Consider the following 19,198-nt stretch of genomic DNA (forward strand, 5'->3'; position numbering starts at 1 on the left):
GGGGTGAAGCTTCAGACCGACTGGAGCTTCAGACCGACTCGAAGAGCCGGGCACAGAGGTCTCGGTAGTGCTGGAGTTCCGGGCCGAAGCCGTCGCGCACCTCGTGCAGCGCGGCGGCGAAGTCCTCTTCGGTACCGGTGGCGAGCAGGTCGGCGATCCGCCGCACGCCGTCCGCCAGGGCCTGGCGGGCCGCCGCGGCCTCGGGGTTGGCCGCCTGGACGTCCCAGTACACCTCCGGGGTGCCGGCGGTGATCCGGGCCAGCATCGCCAGCAGCACCTGGTGCGGGGGCGGCGCGATCTGCCGCGACTCGGCGGCGCCGACGCCGAGCCCGCCGAGGGCCAGCCCGAAGCCGAGGACGGCGGCGTGGGTCAGCGCCTGCGTGGCGCCGGCCAACCGGTCGTGCTCCTGCGAGGTGACGGGGACGACCCGGCCGCCCCAGAGCCGGATCAGGTCGAGCAGGCTCCGGGCGGCCGGTCCGTCGTGCACCACGACGGTGGCGACCGGACGGCCCTCGAAGCCCAGTGAGGGCGCGAACATCGGGTTCAGGCTGAGCGCCTCGACCCCGGGGGCGTCCGCGCGCAGGGCGGCCACGATCCGCTGTTTGACCGACAGGGTGTCGACCAGCAGCGCGTCCGGGCGGAGCACCGCGGCGACGGCCTTCACCGCGGCCACCGCGACGGGTTCGGGGACGGCCAGCAGCACCAGGTCGGCGGCGGCCAGCTCCTCGGCCAGGTGCGGGCCGAGGTCGGTGATGTCGCCCTGCTCGTACCGCAGTCGCCCGTCCTCGGGCGGCCTGCCGTCGACGACCAGGACTTCGACGTCCGAACTCGCCAGGCAGCTGACGAAGAGCCCGCCCACCGCGCCCGAGCCGCCGACGACCACGGCCCGCCTGATCACTTGCCGCCGCCGACGGGCTCCAGGGCCGTCGCCAGCACCGCCGTGATCATCGCCCGGGACTTCACGACCGTCTCCTCGAACTCCTCCTCGGGGTCGGACAGGGCGATGATCGCGCCGCCCACCCCGAAGCTGACCCGGTCCTCGGTCGCCACCAGCGTGCGGATGACGATGCTCAGGTCGGCCGCGCCGCTCAGCCCGAACCAGCCGATCGACCCGGAGTAGACGCCGCGCGGCCCCTCCTCCAGACGGTCGATGATCTCCATCGTGCGCAGCTTCGGCGCACCCGTCATCGAACCGCCGGGGAAGGCCGCCCGGACGGCGGAGACCGAGGACTGGCCCTTGCGCAGCGTGCCCCGGACGGTGGACACCAGCTGGTGCACCGGCGCGTAGGTCTCGACGTGGAACAGCTTGGGCACGTGCACCGAGCCGACCTCGCAGACCACGTTCAGGTCGTTGCGGATCAGGTCCACGATCATCAGGTTCTCGGCGCGGTCCTTCTCCTGGCTGAACAGGTCCAGCCGCAGCGCCTCGTCCTCGGCGGGGGTGGCCCCGCGCGGCCGGGTGCCCTTGATCGGCTTCGACTCGACGACCCGGTCGGTACCGATGGTGAGGAACCGCTCGGGCGAGGCGCTGAGCACCGCCACCCCGGGGAAGTCCAGCAGCGCGCCGTACGGTACGGGGCTGATCCGCCGCAGGTGGGAGTAGGTGCGCAGCGGGTCGATCTTGGCGTCGAGGGTGACGGTGTTGGTCAGGCAGACCTCGTACGACTCGCCGTCGCGGATCTCCGCGAGGCTCTCCTGGACCCGGCTGAGGTAGGCGCCCTTGCCGTGCCGGAGCTCGGCGAGACCGTGCGCGCCCTCGTCCGTCATCCCGATACCGGCGAACCCGGCGGCCACCGCGTCGGCGTCCGCCCGGGCGGGCAGCGCCCGCAGCCGGGCCTCGGTCGCGTTGAGCCAGAACTCGGCGCCCGCGGTGTCGCCGCCCTGCGACAGCGCCAGCAGGTAGCTGGTCCCGGTCGCGTGGTCCACGGCCAGCATCCGGTCCACGAAGAGCAGCGCCGCGTCCGGCGTCTCGGACTTGTGCACCGCCTCGCCGCCGGCCTCGGCCTTCAGCTCGTACCCGAGGTACCCCACGTACCCGAGGTTGAAATCGAAGGGGAGGCCCTGGGGGGCGGGCATCCGGCGGTCCTTCAGCTGGGTTTCCAGGTACTCGAAGAATCCCTTGTCGACCAGTTCCTCCGCGCCGCCGGCCCGGCGGACCTTCACCGCGCCGTCCGTGGTCCGGAAGGTGATGTACTCGGCGAGCGGGCCGCTGCCGTCGCCGAGGAAGGAGAACCGGGAGAGGCCCTCGATGACGTTTCCGCTGTCCAGCCAGAACCCGTGCTCGTTACCCGCGAAGATCTCCTGGTAGGCGGTCTCGGTGTCGGGCAGGACCGGGATCTCGCGCACGTGCACCTGGCAGCCCGGCGAGTGGTACGCCAGGGCGAGGTCGCGGAAGTTCGCCAGGAGTTCCCGGCCGTACTCGCTGCTGATCGACTCCGGGTGGAACTGCACGCCCCAGATCGGCCTGGTGCGGTGGCGGACACCCATCAGGATGCCGTCCTCGGTCCAGGCGATCGGCTCCAGCGATTCGGGCAGCTCGGTGGCGATCAGCGAGTGGTAGCGGACCACGTCGAACGGGGTGGGCAGCCCGGCGAAGATGTCGGCGCCGGTGTGGTGCACCGCCGAGACCCGGCCGTGCATCGGCTCGGGGGCGTGTCCGACCGTACCGCCGAAGAGGTGCGAGATGCCCTGGTGGCCGAGGCAGACGCCGAGCAGCGGCAGTCCGCTCTCCAGGATGACCCGGGCGCTCACGCCGAAGTCCTTCTCCCGCTCCGGCCGGCCGGGCCCGGGGGAGATGACGACGGCGTCGAACTCGTCCAGGTCCAGCTCCGAGAAGTCGGTCCCGTTCCGGACGACGACGGGCGGTTCGCCGTTCACCTCGCCGAGCAGCTGGTAGAGGTTGTAGGTGAAGGAATCGTAATTGTCTATCAGAAGAGTTCTCATGCCACGGCCCCGATCACCAGGTCTTCGACCCTGCAGGTTTCCGCGATGACGAGGTCGTAGAGCTCGTGCAGAAAGTCCTGGCTGAGTCCGTTTTCTTCACCGAATTTCGCGGCACGCTCGTGCACGAGGTTGATTCGGTGCGGCTGCATCATCGGCACACTGTTCTCCCGCTTGAAGTGGGCGATCTCGATGCAGATTTCGATACGCGCGCGGAGTTCTTCGAGAAACCTCTCGTCGATGCGGTCGAGTCTCTCGCGGAGCACCTCTATGGTCACATCGCCGACAGGTGCCGCACTTCCGGGCATAGACATTCCCCTTCCAAGAGCTGGTCCGGCCCCGGAAAATACGGCCACATACATTCCGGCGCTCACCTCATACTGAAACCATGCCCGCGCGGCCCGGCGGCGGCCAGAGCCGCAATGGTTCGCAATCACGCACTGCACACAGCGGAGGGATCGGCAGGGGGGCAGAGCGGACCAATCGGACGGGGCCGGCGGTCGCCCCGACGGAGTAGCGGGGACCGGCCGGATCGGAGCACCACCGGCACCCGGACTCCCTCATCTGACGCAACGTCAACTTCCTTTCCCCTCAAGCCTCCTGTCACTTCTCACCGACGATCCGGCGACCTGCGCACCGCCCGCCCGCCGCCCCGGGACGCTGTGGCCGGGCGGGCGGATCCGGGTGAGCCTGAGCGGGCCAGACAGTTCGCGGACCGCCGCAGCGGGTGCACCTGGGCGACCGGCACGCCCGGACCGCCCGGGCCCGCCGTGCGCGGTCCTGTTCGCCTGCGGCACTCGGGCCTTCCGAAAGCCGCAGGCACCTCGCTCGCATGCGTGGTGCGGCGGGAGGGAGAGATGCGGCGTGGGACCTTCGACGAAACCCGAGGAAGCCGGCCCGGACGCCGGGGCGGAGCCTGCGGAGCCCCCCGGCCGGTCCGGGGGGCGGCTGCGGCGGCTGGTGCGGAACCTGCTGGCCAGGCGGTCCGTCCGGGCCGTGCTGGCGCTGCTCGCGGTCCTCTTCGGCTGGCTCGCCTGGTCGGTCGGCGGGGCGCTCGCCGCACCGGGCAACGACAGCGTCGCCGCCCGGCTCGCCGAGTGGGGGCGTGACCACCACCTCGGCCAGGTGGTCACGATGCTGGAGGCCGCGCAGTACAAGATGAACCCGCCGAAGGTCGGCGGCACCCCGGACTTCGCCATCGGGGTGCCCGCGGCCCCCGTCCCGCAGCCGGGTGCCGCACAGCCGGGCACCCCGAAGACCGACCCCCGCCCGGCCGTCGCCGCCTTCACCCCGCCCCCGCTGACCTCCCCGGCGGGCACGCCACTGCCCGGCGAGGGGACCTGGAAGGTACTCGGCAGCGTCCGCGGCACTCCCGCCATCCAGACCGCCCTGCTGCGCCCGGACGCCGAGCACACCTCCTACCTGGCCGGGGTGGTGTCGATGGACTCGCGCCTGCTGCGGTTCCAGCTCCACCCGGGCACCGACGACCCCGGGCCGGACAACTGGGGCGTGCCGCCGTCCATCCCGCCCGAGGCCAGGACCGGGCTGCTGGCGAGCTTCAACGGCGGCTTCAAGGTCCGCGAGGCGGGCGGCGGCTTCTACCTCAACGGCGTCACCCACGGCACGCTCAGCCCCGGTGCCGCCTCGCTGGTGTTCTACAAGGACGGGCACGCCACGGTGGGCGTCTGGGGCAGCGGCGTGACGATGACCCCCGAGGTCGCGGGCGTCCGCCAGAACCTGCGCGTCATCGTCGACCACGCGGCCGTGCCGGACGGCGTCGACAGCAACATCGAGAACGGCTGGGGCCTCACCCTCGGCGGCAAGTACTTCGTCTGGCGCTCGGGCATCGGTGTCGCGGCCGACGGACGGCTGATCTTCGCCTACGGGCCCGCGCTCTCGGTCCGCACCCTGGCGGACCTGCTCCAGCAGGCCGGCTGCGTGGAGGCGATGCAGCTGGACATCAACCCGGCCTGGATGTCCTTCAACTACTACCAGGCGGGGACGGACCCGCTCAGCCCGACACCGGTGAAGCTGCTGCCCGACCAGGAGCGGCCCGCCGACCGCTACTTCGAGCCGACCAGCCGCGACTTCACGGCGGTGTACGCCCGATGAACCGCGGCATACCCCCGACCCGGCGCCGCCGCCCGGCGCCGCCCGCCCCGGACCTGCTCGCCCCCGGTCTCGGCGTCCCCGGCCTGGGCACACCCGGCCTCGGCGCCCCTGAGCTCACCACCCCGGACCCGGGGGCCCCGGCCGCCGCGCGGCCGCTCCGGTTCGGCTGGCCGCTCGCGGTGCTGCGCACCTCCCGGCCGCGCCAGTGGCCGAAGAACCTGCTGGTGTTCGCCGCCCCGGTGGCCGGCGCCTCCCGCGGGCGGGCCGACGGGATGGCGTACGCGCTGGTCGCGTTCGGGGTCTTCACGCTGGCGTCCTGCGCGGTGTACTTCGTCAACGACGTCGTCGACGCCGAGCGCGACCGCAGCCACCCGCGCAAGCGGACCCGTCCGGTGGCCTCCGGCCTGCTCGGGCCCGGCCACGCGCTCGGCGTCGCGGCGGCCTGCGTGCTGCTGGCGGAGGCGGGCGGCCTGGCGATCGGCAGCGCCGGGCTGGTCGCGACCGTCACCGCCTACCTGGCCTTCTCGTTCCTCTACTCGTTCAGCCTGAAGCACGTCCCGGTACTCGAACTCGCCCTGGTGGCCTCCGGGTTCGTCCTTCGGGCGCTCGGCGGGGCGGCCGCGGCCAAGGTGCCGCCCTCGGGCTGGTTCGTCCTGGTGTGCAGTCTGGGCGCGCTGCTGGTGGCGATCTCCAAGCGGTACACCGAACTGGCCGGGCTCGGCACGACGGCGGCCGGGCACCGGCCCTGTCTGCGCCGGTACACGCCCGGGGGCCTGCGGCTCGCGCAGCGCTTCGTGAGCGTGGCGATGGTCGCGGCGTACCTGAGCTGGGCCCTGCTCAACGGGTCGCCGTGGACGGTGGACTGCCACCTGGTCACCGCCGTACCGCTGGCGGCCGCGCTGATCCGGTTCGACTGGCTGACCGGGCGGGCCACCATGACCCGGGTGGAGGACCTGATCACCCGGGACGGGCCGATGCTGGGCTGCGAGTTCGTCTGGCTGCTGCTGTTCATCGCCGGGATGCGCGGATGAACGCCCCGGCCGGGCCGGACCGGCTGCTCCAGGGCTGGGGCCGCACCACCGGCAGCCGCTCCCGGGTGGTGGGGCCGCTGGCCCCCGACGCGCTGCGCGACCTGGTCGCCGGCCGCCCCGAGCGGGGCCTGCTGGCCCGGGGCGCGGGCCGCAGCTACGGCGACGCCGCCCAGAACGCCGACGGCCTGGTGCTGGCCCCCGCGACCGGCCCGCGGATCGAACCGGACACCGCCGCCGCGACCGTACGCGCCACCGGCTCGACCACCTTCGCCGAGCTGCTCGCCGCCCTCGTCCCGCACGGCCTGCTGCTGCCCGTCCTGCCGGGCACCCGCCACCTCACCGTCGGCGGGGCCGTCGCGGCGGACGTGCACGGCAAGAACCAGCGGGCCGACGGCTCGCTCTCGCACTGGCTGGAGAGCGTCGAACTGCTCGGCGGGGACGGCGAATTGCACACCCTCGGCGCCGACCGGGACGGCCCGGCCTTCCGCGCCACGGTCGGCGGCATGGGCCTGACCGGCGTCGTGCTGGCCGCCACCCTGCGGCTGGTCCGGATCCGCAGCACCCTGCTGCGGGTCGGCTCGTACCGCGCGCCGGACCTCGACGCCCTGATGGCCCTGCTCGACACCGCGACCAGCCGCTACGCGGTGGCCTGGATCGACACCACCGCCACCGGCCGGTCGCTCGGGCGGGGCGTCGCCGACCTGGGCGACCACCTCACCGCACCGGACCCGGCCGCCGAACCGGACGGTCTGCGCTACGGCCCCGCCCGGGCGCCGCGCGCCCCGCAGCTGCCGCTGGGCGTCTTCACCCCGCTGACCGCCCGCGCCTTCAACAGCCTCTGGTACCGCAAGGCCCCCCGGGAGCGGCACGCCCTCCAGGGCCTGCCCGAGTTCTTCCACCGGCTCGACGCCCTGCACGAGTGGAACCGCGCACTCGGCCCGCGCGGATTCCTGCAGTACCAGTTCGTCGTACCGCCGCAGGCCCGGCACGTGGTGGTCCAGGTGCTCGAAGCCCTCCACCGGGCCGGCGCGGCGCCCTTCCTGGGGACCCTGAAGCGGTTCGGGCCGGCCGGCGGCGGGCCGCTCTCCTTCCCGCTGCCCGGCTGGTCCCTCGCGGTGGACATGCCGGCCGGCCGCCGGGGCACCGGCGGGCTGCTGGAACGGCTCGACCGCCTGGTGGCGGAGGCCGGCGGCCGGGTCTACCTCGCCAAGGACGCCCGGCTCGGGCGCGCCGCCTTCGACGCCATGTACGGCCCACTGGACGACTGGCGGGCCACCCGGGCCCGCCTGGACCCCGCCGAGGCGATGCGGTCCGACCTGGGAAGGAGACTGGGACTGTGCCGATGACCCCACGACCGCGACGGGTGCTGCTGCTGGGCGGGACGAGCGAGATCGGCCGCGCGATCCTGAGCTCGCTCGACGCGCCGCCCGACACCGAGGTGATCCTGGCCGGGCGGGACGAGCGGCGGATGGCCGAACTGGGCGGGGCGCTCCCCTTCCGGGTCCGGACCGTCCACTACGACGGCACCGCCCTGGAGAGCCACCAGCCCTTCGTGGACGCGGTCTTCGCCGGCGGCCCGGTCGACCTGGTGATCTCCGCCGCCGGCATCCTCACCCCGCAGGAGGTGCTCGACCGGGACCCGCTCCAGGCCGGCCTGCTGATGGAGACCAACCTGACCGGCCAGGTCACCACCCTGCTGGCCGTCACCCGCCACCTGCGGGCCCAGCGCAGCGGGGTGATCGTCGTGCTGTCCTCGGTGGCGGCCGTCCGCCCGCGGAAGGCCAACTTCGTCTACGGCGCGGCCAAGGCCGGCCTGGACGCCTTCGCCCGCGGGCTCGCCGATTCCCTGCACGGCAGCGGCGTACGGCTGCTGCTGGTCCGCCCCGGCTTCGTCATCGGCCGGATGACGGCCGGCCTGCCCCCCGCCCCGGCCGCCACCACCACGGCCGCCGTCGGAGCCGCGGTGGCGGCGGCCCTGGCGACCAGCGCCCCCGTCGTCTGGGTGCCGCGCGGCCTCGGCGTCCTGTCCACGGCGATGCGGCTGGTGCCGAGGCCGCTGTGGCGACGGCTGTCGCGCTGACGCTGCCCCGGGGGCAGCGGTGATCCGTACGCACCCGGGCAACACAACAGGGGCGCAGCCGGACTTGTACGCACCCGGGCAACCACAACAGGGGCGCGGGGAACTGCGCGCGCAACCGTGCACCTACGTCGTGCCCTGGTCGCGCAGTTCCCCGCGCCCCTGGAGGAACCCTGTCCTGAACGGTGAACCGCGTCCTGGAGGAACCGACGCTGAACGGTGAACCACGGCCTGGAAGGCCGCCCGCGGTTACTCCTTCGGAGCTTCCGGCTCCTCGACGAAGTCGACCCGCTTGAACTGCTTGTTCATCGACTTCACCAGGAACCAGGTGGCGATGCCGAGCGCGGCGAAGACCACGAAGCCCAGCAGGCCGGGGGTCACCTTGTTGTCGTCCAGGGCGAGGCCGGCGGCGATGTGGGTGAGGTTCACGGGGGTGCTCATCTCTCCATGGTGACCCGGCCTTACTCGGGCCGGGTCACCGGGGTACCGCGGGTCGGGTGGATCAGGCGGTGCGGGTCGAAACGCGCAGGCCCGCGAAGAGGTCGTCCTCGGGCAGGTCGGTGTCGACCAGCGAGCGGGCCAGCTCGTAGTCCTCGGTCGGCCAGACGTCCCGCTGGACGTCGAGCGGCACGCGGAACCACGGGCCGTCCGGGTCGATCTGGGTGGCGTGCGCGATCAGCGCGCGGTCCCGGGTCTCGAACCAGTCGCCGCAGGCCACCCGGGTGGTGATCTCGCGCTCGGTCCGGCCGCTCTTCTCCCAGCCCGCGATCCACTCGCCGTACGGGGAGTCGTGCCCGTGCTCGGTGAGGTAGGCGTGCAGGGCGCGGATCCGGCCCATCGGGAAGCCGTGGTTGTAGTACAGCTTGGACGGCTGCCAGGGCTCGCCGAGCTCCGGGTACGCGTCCGGGTCCCCCGCGGCGTCGAACGCGAGCATGCTGATCTTGTGGGTCATGATGTGGTCCGGGTGCGGGTAGCCGCCGTTCTCGTCGTACGTCGTGATGACGTGCGGACGGAACTCGCGGATCAGCTTCACCAGCGGAGCGGCGGCCACGGCCACGTCCTCCAGCGCGAAGCACCCCTCGGGCAGCGGCGGCAGCGGGTCGCCCTCGGGCAGGCCCGAGTCGACGAAGCCGAGCCACGCCTGCTCGACGCCCAGGATCTCGCGGGCGGTGTCCATCTCCTTGCGGCGCACCTCGTGGATGTTCTCCTCGACCCACGGGTCACCCTGGAGCTTGGGGTTCAGGATCGAGCCCCGCTCGCCGCCGGTACAGGTGGCGACCAGGACGTCCACCCCCTGGTCGACATACATGGCCATCGTGGCCGCGCCCTTGCTGGACTCGTCGTCCGGGTGGGCATGTACAGCCATCAGTCGCAACTGCTCGGTCAACGCCTGGTTCCTTCCGGGAATGTCCGGTTCGTCGGGCCGACTCCCCCGCTGCCATCGGCGCGGACGTGCCCCTCCTATAGTGACTGACCGAAGCGCCCGTACATTCCCCCCACCGGCCGACAGCCCCTCGGCGAAAGGACTGAGCGCACCATGGACTCCGGTACTACGTCCTCCCCCGCGTCCTCCCCCGCCACGCCCGGGCTGCCCGAGGGCCGGTACGGACGCCGCGGCGACCGCGACGCGGACCGCAGGCTCAAGCTGGTGGGCGCGGTCTGCGCGGTGCTGTGCCTCGGGCTGATCGCCTGGCTGGGCGGCTCGTACCTGGTCCGCGAGACCCGGATGAACGGCTCCGTGCTGGCCTTCCAGGTGGCCTCGGACACCGCCGTACAGGTGCACCTGTCGGTCAGCAAGACGGACGGCACCGCCGGTGTGTGCACCATCCGCTCGCAGGCCCCGGACGGCTCGGTGGTCGGCCTGTCCGACTTCCCGGTACCGGCCTCGGGCAGCAGCTACGACCGGATCCTGACCCTGAAGACCACCTCCCGGGGCACCACGGCCGAACTGATGAGCTGCACGCCCGCCAAGTAGTGCCCGCCGTCCCGGGAGCGGACCCGTGCATACTCGAATAGCGGACCCGGACGCACGACCCGGCGCCCGGGACCGGCCGCGCACGCCCCTCCCACTCGGAGCCGGAAATTGTTAGGCTCGGGGTTTCGCCCCTTCTGAGCCGACGGCCCGGGAGCGGGCGCTGCTTTGTAGTTACGACGAGTCACGACGAATATCGCCGCCTGCTGACGACCCACCCTCAGCACTGCCCAGTACCGACGAGGAGCACCCCTGTGACCCAGACCAGCGAGAACGTGACCTGGCTCACTCAGTCCGGCTACGACCAGCTCAAGGCCGAGCTGGAGCACCTGACCGGCCCCGCCCGCGCCGAGATCATCCAGAAGATCGCGGCAGCGAGCGAAGAGGGCGACCTCAAGGAGAACGCCGGCTACCACGCGGCCCGCGAGGAGCAGGGCAAGCAGGAGCTGCGCGTCCGCCAGCTGACCCAGCTGCTCGAGCGCGCCAAGGTCGGCCAGGCCCCCTCCGACTCCGGCGTGGTGGCCCCCGGCATGGTCGTCACGGTCGCCTTCGACGGCGACCCGGACGACACCATGGAGTTCCTGCTCGGCTCCCGCGAGGCGGCCGGCGGCACGCTGGCCATCTACTCGCCGCAGTCGCCGCTCGGCCGCGCCATCGACGGCAGGAAGATCGGCGAGAGCGCCACGTACGAGCTGCCGAACGGCAAGAAGGCCAGCGTCACGATCACCGAGGTCAAGCCCTACGAGGGCTGATCCACCGCAGGCAGTGGAGCAACAGCAGGGGCGCGGTGAGCTGCGCGGAGCGGGGAGGCCGTTGCCTTCCGCTTCACACAGCTCCCCGCGCCCCTCTGCGCTCCCCCGGCGGGGCTAGCCGATCGCGGAGCGGTACTTGCGGACGGAGAGCCAGGAGAAGAACGCCATGATGATCAGCGACCAGCCCACCGACACCACGACCGCGTGCTGCATCGGCCAGGAGTGGTCCACCGGGCCGACCTGGTTGCCGAAGAGGTCGCGGCAGGCCTGGACGGTCGCGCTGAACGGGTTCCAGTAGGCGATCGGCTTCAGCCAGTCCGGCATGCTGCTGATCGGCACGAAGGCGTTGGAGATGAAGGTCAGCGGGAAGAGCCAGATCAGGCCGGCCGAGGTGGCCGCCTCCGGGCTCCGCACCGACAGGCCGATCAGCGCGCCAATCCAGGAGAACGCGTAGCCCAGCAGGAGCAGCAGCGCGAACGCGCCGAGCGCCTTCAGGAAGCCCTCGTGGATCCGCCAGCCGACCAGCAGGGCCACCATCGCGAGCACCAGCAGGGTGAACGCGGTCTGGACGAGGTCGGCGACGGTCCGCCCGACCAGCACCGCCGAACGGGTCATCGGCAGCGAGCGGAACCGGTCCACCAGCCCCTTGGTCATGTCCTCCGCGATACCGGCGGAGGCACCGGCCACCGCGAAGGTGACGGTCTGGGCGAAGATGCCCGCCATCAGGTACTGGGTGTACGCCGAGGAGCTGGCGTGCGTGCCGGGGATCTGGATCGCCCCGCCCATGACGTACGAGAACAGCAGCACGAACATCACCGGCTGCATCAGCCCGAAGACCACGATCTCGGGGATCCGGGTCATCCGGCGCAGGTTCCGCCGGGCGACCACCCAGGAGTCGTGGGCCATGGCGGCGAGGCCGTGGCGCTGCCGGGGGACGGCCCCGCCGATCGCGTGCTCGGTGGCTGTGGTCATCTCAGGCCTCCGTTCCGTGGCTCTTGCGCCCCTTGGCGGGTTTGCCGCCCTCTTCGGTGTTCTGGTCGGCGGCGGTGGCGTGCCCGGTGAGCGACAGGAAGACGTCGTCCAGGGTCGGCCGGCGCAGCCCGATGTCGTCGATCTCGATCGACCGGGCGTCCAGCTCGCGGATCACGTCGGCGAGCACCTTGGCGCCGCCGCTGACCGGGACGGTGATCTTTCGGGTGTTCTTCTCCACCGCCGGGTCACCCTTGGCGTACGGGGTGAGGGCCGCGACCGCCTCGCTCACGTCGTCGCGCCGGTGCACCACCACCTCGACCCGCTCGCCGCCGATCTGGGCCTTGAGCTCGTCGGCGGTGCCCCGGGCGATCACCTTGCCGTGGTCGACCACCGCGATGTCGTGGGCGAGGCGGTCGGCCTCCTCCAGGTACTGGGTGGTGAGCAGCAGGGTGGTGCCCTGGTCGACCAGGGTCTCGATGACCTCCCAGAGCGCGAGCCGGTTGCGCGGGTCGAGGCCGGTGGTCGGCTCGTCCAGGAACATCACCGGCGGCCGGACGACCAGCGCCGCCGCGAGGTCGAGCCGGCGGCGCATGCCGCCGGAGTAGGTCTTGGCGGTGCGGTCCATCGCCTCGCTGAGGTTGAACCACTCCAGCAGCTCCAGGGCGCGGGCCTTGGCCTCCCGGCCGCTCATCTGGTAGAGCTCGCCGACCATCTGGAGGTTCTCACGGCCCGTCAGGTACTCGTCCACCGCGGCGTACTGGCCGGAGAGGCCGATCAGGCTGCGCACCTTGTTGGGGTGCTTCAGCACGTCCACCCCGGCGACCACGGCACGGCCGGAGTCCGGGCGGAGCAGGGTGGTGAGCACGCGCACGGTCGTCGTCTTGCCGGCGCCGTTGGGGCCGAGCAGCCCGAGCACCGTGCCTTCGGGGACGTCGAGACTGACGCCGTCGAGGGCGCGTACGTCACCGAAGGTCTTGACCAGGTTCTCGGCTTGGATGGCTGGCGCCATGAGCCCGCCTCATCTCCTCTGACGATATGACTGATATGTCCACTGTGGACTGCCAGGGATACCCGAGCGACCGGACCCCCGGGAACGCGAACGGAGGACCCAGACGCAATACATCGCGAGAATGACAGTTCGCGATATATCGCATCAAGGCCCGCTGTGGCACCGCCGCGACCTCGCCCTGGCACGGTCGCGACCTTCGACCTGACAGCGTGCCAGTCCCCACTGACAACGGCCCACCCATTTACGGTGCGACAACCATCGCGACGACCGCCGCCACCACCTGCGGCGGTGTCCGACCGGCGGTGTCCGCCCGGCGGCGGCTACCGGGAGACGACGTACCCCGCGCCCGTCAGCTCGCCCACCACCGCCGCGCAGTGTTCGGGCCCCTTGGTCTCCAGGTGCAGGTCCACCTCGACCTCGGTCAGCCCGAGCCGGGGGTCGATCCGGACGTGCGCCACGTCCAGCACGTTGGCGTCCAGCTGCGTCAGCACCCCCAGCAGGTCCGCCAGCGCGCCCGGCCGGTCCGCCAGCCGGACCCGCAGCGAGAGGTAGCGGCCGGCCGCCGCCAGGCCGTGCCGCAGCACCCGCTGCATCAGCTGCGGGTCGATGTTGCCGCCCGAGAGCACCGCGACCACCGGGCCCTGGAAGTCGTCCGGCCGCTCCAGCAGCGCCGCGACCGGGCTCGCCCCGGCCGGCTCTACCACCAGCTTGAACCGCTCCAGGCTCAGCAGCAGCGCGCGCGAGAGCGACTCCTCGGAGACCGTCCGGACCCCGTCCGCCAGCTCGTTGACCACCTCGAAGGGGATGTCGCCGGGACGGCCCACCTTGATGCCGTCGGCCATCGTGGCGACGTGCTCCAGGGTGACCGGCCGGCCGAGGGCGAGCGAGGGCGGATAGGCCGCCGCACCGGCCGCCTGCACGCCGATCACCCGGACGTCCGGGCGCAGCGGCTTCACCGCCGCGGCGATCCCGGCGAGCAGCCCGCCGCCGCCGACGCCGACCAGGATGGTCCGGACCTCCGGGCACTGCTCCAGGATCTCCAGCCCCACGGTGGCCTGGCCGATGATGACGTCCCAGTGGTCGAAGGGGTGGATGAAGACCGCCCCCGTCGCCTCCGCGTACCGCTGCGCCGCCTGGAGCGCCTCGTCCACCGTGGCGCCGTGCAACCGCACCTCGGCGCCGTACTCCTTGGTCGCCGCGACCTTCGGCAGCGGCGCGGCCACCGGCATGAAGACCGTCGAACGCACCCCCAGCAGCGCGGCCGCCAGCGCCACCCCCTGGGCGTGGTTGCCCGCACTCGCGGCCACCACCCCGCCGGCCCGCTCCACCGGGGAGAGCCCTGCGATCCGGACGTACGCGCCGCGCAGCTTGAACGACCCGGTGCGCTGGAGGTTCTCGCACTTCAGGTGCACCGGGGAGCCGATCAGCCCGGACAGGTACCGGCTGCTCTCCATCGGGGTGACCCGGGCGACCCCGGCGAGCATCTTGTGGGCGCCGCGTACGTCGTCCATGGTGATCGGCCAGCTCTGCATGCGGCCAGCCTACGGCGGCGACGGCAGGGCCCCCGGCGCGAAACCTTCCGCGCCGGGGGCCGGTCGTACGGGTCGTACCGGTCGTCCTAGCCGAGCGCCTGCTCCAGGTCGGCGAGCAGGTCGTCGATCAGCTCGATGCCGACCGAGACGCGGACCAGGTCGGACGGCACCTCCAGGGCCGAACCGACCACCGAGGCGTGCGTCATCCGGCCCGGGTGCTCGATCAGCGACTCCACGCCGCCGAGCGACTCGCCGAGGGTGAACAGCTTGGCCCGGTTGCAGACCTCGACCGCCGCCTGCTCGCCCGCCGCGACGCGGAAGGAGACCATGCCGCCGAACGCCTTCATCTGCTTGGCGGCGATGTCGTGGCCCGGGTGCGAGGGCAGGCCCGGGTAGAGCACGTGGCTGACCTTCGGGTGCCGGGTCAGCAGCTCGACGACCTTCTCGGCGTTGGAGCTGTGCCGGTCCATCCGGACACCCAGCGTCTTGATGCCGCGCATCACCAGCCAGGCGTCGAACGGGCCGGAGACCGCGCCCATCGCGTTCTGGTGGTAGGCGATCTCCTCGCCGAGCCCGGCGTCGGCCGCGACCAGCGCGCCGCCGACCACGTCGGAGTGCCCACCCATGTACTTGGTGGTCGAGTGCACGACGACGTCCGCGCCGAGCGCGAGCGGCTGCTGCAGATAAGGGCTGGCGAAGGTGTTGTCCACCACCAGCAGCGCGTCGGAGCCGTGCGCGATCTCGGCCAGGCCCGCGATGTCGGCGATGCCGAGCAGCGGGTTGGACGGCGTCTCGACCCACACCGCGCGGGTCTCGGGGCGCAGCGCCGCGCGGACGGCCGCCAGGTCCTGCATGTCGGCGACGGAGAACTGCACGCCCCAGCGGGTGAGCACCTTGGCGAACAGCCGGAAGGTGCCGCCGTAGGCGTCGTTCGGAATGACGATGTGGTCGCCCGGCTTGAGGATCGTGCGCAGCAGCGTGTCCTCGGCGGCCAGCCCGGAGGCGAAGGCCAGACCACGACTACCGCCTTCGAGCGCCGCGAGGCACTCCTCCAGCGCGGTGCGGGTCGGGTTGGCGGAGCGGCTGTACTCGTAGCCGTTCCGGAGGCCGCCCACTCCGTCCTGCTTGTAGGTGGACACCTGGTAGATCGGCGTGACGACGGCCCCGGTCTGGGGGTCTGCTTCCTGACCCGCGTGGATGGCGAGAGTCTCGAAGCCCTGGGGAAGCTGGTGCTCGGTCATACGTCTGAGCGTAGTCGGCGAACCGGGACCCGCGCGGCACGCCGGGCAACCGCCGGACCGTCTGTCAGCTCGGGCCCGGGCCGGTACCGGAAACCTTGCGCGGACCTTACGGACCGGCCGGACCGGAATCCGACCCGGGGGCGGTGCGTTGGAACCTCCGTGACGTCCCGGACCGGACGTCTCCTGAGTCACCTGGAGCAGACCGTGCTGTTCAACCGCCACAAGAGCGAGCTCGTCACCGCCGACCAGGCCCTGCCCGGCCGGCAGGCGGCGCCGTACACCCTCACCGAGCCGCACACCGTCCTGGGCAACCCCCTGACCGGCCCGTACCCGGCCGGGCTGGAGACCGCCGACTTCGGCCTGGGCTGCTTCTGGGGCGCCGAGCGGGCGTTCTGGCAGCTCCCGGGCGTCTGGACGACGCTGGTCGGCTACCAGGGCGGGCACACCACGTACCCGACGTACGAGGAGGTGTGCAGCGGCCGCACCGCCCACACCGAGGCCGTCCGGGTCGTCTTCGACCCGGCCGTGATCTCGTACGAGACGCTGCTGAAGACCTTCTGGGAGGCCCACGACCCGACCCAGGGCATGGGCCAGGGCAACGACCGGGGCACCCAGTACCGCTCCGCCGTCTACACCCACTCCCCCGCCCAGCTGGCCGCCGCCGAGGCCACCCGCGACGCCTTCCAGCCCGCCCTCACCACCCTCGGCCTCGGCCCGATCACCACCGAGATCGCCCCGGCCGGCCCCTTCTACCCGGCCGAGCCCTACCACCAGCAGTACCTCTCCGACGCCAAGAACCCCGGCGGCTACTGCGGCCTCGGCGGCACCGGCGCCAGCTGCCCGATCGGCGTCGCCAAGACAGACGACAAGGGCACTGAGCAGTCTTAACCCTGATCACACCACCAGCGCAGGCCCTTCCCGCAAGATCTGGGGGAGGGCCCGTGGGGTGTCCTCAAGCTTTCCGGGTTGTGCAGCAAGCCGACCGGCCGGAAAGTTGTTGATCCCAGCTGGCTGCCCCGGACAGCGGATCAACGCATGCAGTCCCGGGTGCTGGCCCACACACTCGACCAGCGGAACATCCGCCGTGCCCGCGAGAGGGGTACGCGCCGCATGGCTCAGGAAGCAGGTGGTCAACTCGAACAGCGCCATGATCGCATTCCTGGCTCCCGCCATCACTGCAGCCGTCGGAGCCCTGGGGGTCCCGGAACCGGATGCATTACGAGCTCGCGTCCGACCCTCAACCCGGCGCTCGTCAACCGGCACCGAGAACGGACAGCACGGTGTCGTAGAACCGGTCAACCAGGTCATCGACGCTGCGGATGAAACCACTCTCCGTGCTACCGCGGCTGCTGCCCATGCCTTTTACCAGGGACAGCCGGAATCCGGTGATGACGGCGTCGCCGGTGTCGGCCAGCAGATCCGCCGGTTCCAAGCGCAGTCGTTCGAGGGTGCCGCGGGGGCCGTTGTCCTTCTTGTCCAGAAGGGTCTCCACACGCAGGTCCGGCGGAGCCTGCGCGAGTTGCCTCATCAGGCGTTTGGCCCAGGTGAGTGGGTAGCCATGCTCGGGAGCCGAGACGTCGACATCGGCACGGGTCATATTGGTGCGCAGGTCCGCGGTGATCGCCACGGGGCCGGGAACGCTGTCGATGCGCAGCAGAGCGGTCAACTGACCCTCCGTACAAAGCTGATCGGCCAGGCCCAGCCGACGAGTCTCGGCGTTCATCCCGCGCCGTGCGCGCTGTACCGGCAGAATCTTCACTCCCAGCTCCCCACCGAGGCGCAGGCAGACCTGCCGGATCAGCCGTTCCCAGCTCTCGACGACCTCGGTGGCTCTGACGTCGCCGCGGCACAGTGTGTCCTCGTCGATGGCACGGCGCACAGGGGCCCAGGAGGGGCCCATGTTCTGGAAACCGTGGCAGCCGGAGTTGTCGTGCTGCATGTACTGCAAGAGTTCCTGCAGCAGCCAGGCATGGGTGGCATGACTGACCCCTTCATGGCGAATCAGCATCTGTACCTGATAGGCGACTTCGGCCCAAGACAGGTGCCACAGGACGACCTTGTTCTTGCGCCGTCTGTCAGTCTTCGCATCGACGACAGGGCGGCCTTCGAGGGCAACGTCGTTAGACAGGGTGATGACGGCTTCGTAGCCGCGGCGGCCGGCGATATCCATGTAGTCCTGGACCTGGTCCGGCTTAAGCCGGTTGCCATTGGTCTTGGTCTCCAGCAGCGCGGTCCACAGCTTGCCCGCCCGCTCGATCCGGATGATGCCGTCCGGGCGTCGGAGTGTGTCGCCGTGGGGGAAATTCACCTCGGTAAAATTCCTCATCCGTCCCGCAGGCGCGCCAAAGGGAGCGGTCAGGCGCCGCCCAAGCTCGGGCACCTGCGCCATAACCGCGAGCAGCACAGAGGTGGCGCGCATCTCACGCTCCCGGTCACTCTTGAGCGCTGGTGCCGGGAAGAGCCGCGCCGGGTGCCAACTCTCGTTCTCCGCGAGTGAATGCCCGGGCGCCGTCTTGGGCAGCGTCACCTTCTTCTTCGCGGTCCTCGGCCGCCGCGGCGGCGTCTGCACCGACGAAGCGAGCTCTCGTTCCTCAGCAGTCGGGGATTCGGTGGCTGCATGTGCCGCCACGGGCGTAGCCGGCGCGTTGGCCGTGCGAACCTCCCTGGAGTCCTCGGCATTCTCATCATCATCGACGGCGATGCCGAAGTCCGTCGCCAGGCCGGCCAGGCCGTTGTCGTAACCCTGGCCAATCGCCCGGAACCGCCACGCCCCCTCGCGCCGGTACAGCTCCCCGAGCAGTAGCGCCGTCTCCGTCGTCGCACCCTCGATCGAGAAGCCCAACAGCGCCTGGCCGGAGGCATCGGCGATCGTCAGCCGCACCTCATCCAAGTCGCCGAACGGCGCACGCCCGCAGCGGCTGGCCACAACGACGATCCGCTCCACGCCCTCGGGCACCGCGCCCACGTCGAGACCGATCTGCTCCCCACTGCCACTGTCAGTCGGCGCTTTCTCCAGCAACTGCACGCTGCCGTCCGGCGTCTGACGGTTGTTGTAGAAGATGAGATCCGCGTCACTACGTACGTTGCCGTCCGCCCCCAGGAGGATCACCGAAACGTCGGCATCTTCCTCACCCGAGACGCTGCTCCACGCCAGGCTCACGATGACCGGGCCAGGATCGCCACTCAGATCCGATAGAGCAACATTGCGGCCTTTGATCATTTCCTGCACTCGAACCCCCAATGGTCTTCCTCGTACCGGTGCATGTGACCTGCACCATAGCGCTGACAACGGTATTCAGCGGGGAGCTGGCCATTCTCCACGCACGTGGGGTCCCTTCACCGATCCCATTCGGCGTGCCTCTCCAAGGCGAGGATGGCTGCGGCGATTGACGTGAGGCGGTTGGGGCTGATGCAAATGTCGCTGGTCTCGTAACCGAATAGTCCGGCCCGCCAGCGACAGGTCAGTACACCCAGGCAACGACCTCGACCTCTGACGGGTTGCGGACGACGTCCCCGCGCGAAGTGGTGACCAGGCCGACCCGTCGCTCTCGGGCGCGGCG

General features: G+C 71.5%; 18 protein-coding genes. 7 read left to right on the plus strand and 11 right to left on the minus strand.

Going from position 1 to position 19,198, the window contains the following annotated elements:
• Positions 1–28: 28 nt before the first annotated feature.
• From ABD330_RS21635 to ABD330_RS21645, 3 genes are read right to left on the minus strand one after another with little or no spacing between them, the layout of a single operon-like run.
• Positions 29–898, minus strand: coding sequence for a prephenate dehydrogenase/arogenate dehydrogenase family protein (locus tag ABD330_RS21635; RefSeq protein WP_344467572.1), 870 nt, complete (start codon positions 896–898; stop codon positions 29–31).
• Complete coding sequence (gene pabB, locus ABD330_RS21640; protein ID WP_344467573.1) at positions 895–2,943, minus strand: aminodeoxychorismate synthase component I; 2,049 nt, start codon at positions 2,941–2,943, stop codon at positions 895–897. The genes ABD330_RS21635 and pabB overlap by 4 nt, the downstream gene beginning before the upstream one ends.
• A complete protein-coding gene (locus ABD330_RS21645; protein WP_344467574.1) occupies positions 2,940–3,218 on the minus strand; it encodes a chorismate mutase family protein in 279 nt (92 codons plus the stop codon). The genes pabB and ABD330_RS21645 overlap by 4 nt, the downstream gene beginning before the upstream one ends.
• Before the next feature lie 586 nt (positions 3,219–3,804).
• On the opposite strand from ABD330_RS21645, the gene ABD330_RS21650 reads away from it, so the two are divergent.
• Genes ABD330_RS21650 through ABD330_RS21665 form a run of 4 tightly spaced genes read left to right on the plus strand, consistent with a single transcriptional unit; the run spans position 3,805 to position 8,163 of the window.
• Positions 3,805–5,052 carry a phosphodiester glycosidase family protein gene (locus ABD330_RS21650; protein ID WP_344467575.1) on the plus strand — a complete coding sequence of 416 codons (1,248 nt, stop codon included), beginning with the start codon at positions 3,805–3,807 and terminating at the stop codon, positions 5,050–5,052.
• A complete protein-coding gene (locus ABD330_RS21655; RefSeq protein WP_344467576.1) occupies positions 5,049–6,083 on the plus strand; it encodes a decaprenyl-phosphate phosphoribosyltransferase in 1,035 nt (344 codons plus the stop codon). Before ABD330_RS21650 ends, ABD330_RS21655 begins: the two co-directional genes overlap by 4 nt.
• Positions 6,080–7,429: an FAD-binding oxidoreductase gene (locus tag ABD330_RS21660; protein ID WP_344467577.1), complete on the plus strand. Its 1,350-nt coding sequence runs from the start codon at positions 6,080–6,082 to the stop codon at positions 7,427–7,429. Before ABD330_RS21655 ends, ABD330_RS21660 begins: the two co-directional genes overlap by 4 nt.
• Positions 7,426–8,163, plus strand: coding sequence for an SDR family NAD(P)-dependent oxidoreductase (locus ABD330_RS21665; protein WP_344467578.1), 738 nt, complete (start codon positions 7,426–7,428; stop codon positions 8,161–8,163). Before ABD330_RS21660 ends, ABD330_RS21665 begins: the two co-directional genes overlap by 4 nt.
• 246 nt (positions 8,164–8,409) lie before the next feature.
• Here ABD330_RS21665 and ABD330_RS21670 read toward each other — a convergent pair whose 3' ends face one another.
• Positions 8,410–8,601 carry a hypothetical protein gene (locus ABD330_RS21670; RefSeq protein WP_344467579.1) on the minus strand — a complete coding sequence of 64 codons (192 nt, stop codon included), beginning with the start codon at positions 8,599–8,601 and terminating at the stop codon, positions 8,410–8,412.
• A gap of 61 nt (positions 8,602–8,662) precedes the next feature.
• Positions 8,663–9,547, minus strand: coding sequence for a mycothiol conjugate amidase Mca (gene mca, locus ABD330_RS21675; protein ID WP_344467580.1), 885 nt, complete (start codon positions 9,545–9,547; stop codon positions 8,663–8,665).
• Positions 9,548–9,697: 150 nt separating this feature from the next.
• On the opposite strand from mca, the gene ABD330_RS21680 reads away from it, so the two are divergent.
• Both ABD330_RS21680 and greA read left to right on the plus strand, forming a co-directional pair.
• On the plus strand, positions 9,698–10,135 hold the full coding sequence (locus ABD330_RS21680) for a DUF4307 domain-containing protein (protein ID WP_344467581.1): 438 nt from the start codon (positions 9,698–9,700) through the stop codon (positions 10,133–10,135).
• A gap of 251 nt (positions 10,136–10,386) precedes the next feature.
• Positions 10,387–10,884, plus strand: coding sequence for a transcription elongation factor GreA (gene greA, locus ABD330_RS21685; RefSeq protein WP_344467582.1), 498 nt, complete (start codon positions 10,387–10,389; stop codon positions 10,882–10,884).
• A gap of 114 nt (positions 10,885–10,998) precedes the next feature.
• Here the strand turns inward: greA and ABD330_RS21690 are convergent, their stop codons facing one another.
• The 4 genes from ABD330_RS21690 to ABD330_RS21705 form a co-directional block, all read right to left on the minus strand.
• Positions 10,999–11,856: an ABC transporter permease gene (locus ABD330_RS21690; protein WP_344467583.1), complete on the minus strand. Its 858-nt coding sequence runs from the start codon at positions 11,854–11,856 to the stop codon at positions 10,999–11,001.
• A gap of 1 nt (position 11,857) precedes the next feature.
• A complete protein-coding gene (locus ABD330_RS21695; RefSeq protein WP_344467584.1) occupies positions 11,858–12,865 on the minus strand; it encodes an ATP-binding cassette domain-containing protein in 1,008 nt (335 codons plus the stop codon).
• A gap of 320 nt (positions 12,866–13,185) precedes the next feature.
• Complete coding sequence (ilvA, locus tag ABD330_RS21700) at positions 13,186–14,397, minus strand: threonine ammonia-lyase (protein ID WP_344467585.1); 1,212 nt, start codon at positions 14,395–14,397, stop codon at positions 13,186–13,188.
• An 86-nt stretch (positions 14,398–14,483) separates the two neighbouring features.
• Positions 14,484–15,638: a cystathionine gamma-synthase gene (locus ABD330_RS21705; RefSeq protein ID WP_344467587.1), complete on the minus strand. Its 1,155-nt coding sequence runs from the start codon at positions 15,636–15,638 to the stop codon at positions 14,484–14,486.
• A gap of 204 nt (positions 15,639–15,842) precedes the next feature.
• Here ABD330_RS21705 and msrA point away from each other — a divergent pair, with 204 nt between their 5' ends.
• A complete protein-coding gene (gene msrA, locus ABD330_RS21710; RefSeq protein WP_344467599.1) occupies positions 15,843–16,526 on the plus strand; it encodes a peptide-methionine (S)-S-oxide reductase MsrA in 684 nt (227 codons plus the stop codon).
• Positions 16,527–16,532: 6 nt separating this feature from the next.
• Here the strand turns inward: msrA and ABD330_RS21715 are convergent, their stop codons facing one another.
• On the minus strand, positions 16,533–16,787 hold the full coding sequence (locus tag ABD330_RS21715; protein WP_344467588.1) for a hypothetical protein: 255 nt from the start codon (positions 16,785–16,787) through the stop codon (positions 16,533–16,535).
• 103 nt (positions 16,788–16,890) lie between these two features.
• On the minus strand, positions 16,891–18,858 hold the full coding sequence (locus tag ABD330_RS21720) for a TerD family protein (protein ID WP_344467600.1): 1,968 nt from the start codon (positions 18,856–18,858) through the stop codon (positions 16,891–16,893).
• Positions 18,859–19,198: the final 340 nt, after the last annotated feature.

The sequence above is a fragment of the Kitasatospora kazusensis genome (assembly GCF_039529945.1).
Lineage (GTDB): Bacteria > Actinomycetota > Actinomycetes > Streptomycetales > Streptomycetaceae > Kitasatospora > Kitasatospora kazusensis.

Bases quoted from the DNA above. Each gene is read 5' to 3' on its own strand.
- pabB (WP_344467573.1), bottom strand. From the start codon at position 2,943: ATGAGAACTCTTCTGATAGACAATTACGATTCCTTCACCTACAACCTC.
- ABD330_RS21655 (WP_344467576.1), top strand. From the start codon at position 5,049: ATGAACCGCGGCATACCCCCGACCCGGCGCCGCCGCCCGGCGCCGCCC.
- ABD330_RS21660 (WP_344467577.1), top strand. From the start codon at position 6,080: ATGAACGCCCCGGCCGGGCCGGACCGGCTGCTCCAGGGCTGGGGCCGC.
- ABD330_RS21665 (WP_344467578.1), top strand. From the start codon at position 7,426: ATGACCCCACGACCGCGACGGGTGCTGCTGCTGGGCGGGACGAGCGAG.
- ABD330_RS21670 (WP_344467579.1), bottom strand. From the start codon at position 8,601: ATGAGCACCCCCGTGAACCTCACCCACATCGCCGCCGGCCTCGCCCTG.
- ABD330_RS21680 (WP_344467581.1), top strand. From the start codon at position 9,698: ATGGACTCCGGTACTACGTCCTCCCCCGCGTCCTCCCCCGCCACGCCC.
- ABD330_RS21690 (WP_344467583.1), bottom strand. From the start codon at position 11,856: ATGACCACAGCCACCGAGCACGCGATCGGCGGGGCCGTCCCCCGGCAG.
- ABD330_RS21695 (WP_344467584.1), bottom strand. From the start codon at position 12,865: ATGGCGCCAGCCATCCAAGCCGAGAACCTGGTCAAGACCTTCGGTGAC.
- ilvA (WP_344467585.1), bottom strand. From the start codon at position 14,397: ATGCAGAGCTGGCCGATCACCATGGACGACGTACGCGGCGCCCACAAG.
- ABD330_RS21705 (WP_344467587.1), bottom strand. From the start codon at position 15,638: ATGACCGAGCACCAGCTTCCCCAGGGCTTCGAGACTCTCGCCATCCAC.
- ABD330_RS21715 (WP_344467588.1), bottom strand. From the start codon at position 16,787: ATGGCGCTGTTCGAGTTGACCACCTGCTTCCTGAGCCATGCGGCGCGT.
- ABD330_RS21720 (WP_344467600.1), bottom strand. From the start codon at position 18,858: ATGATCAAAGGCCGCAATGTTGCTCTATCGGATCTGAGTGGCGATCCT.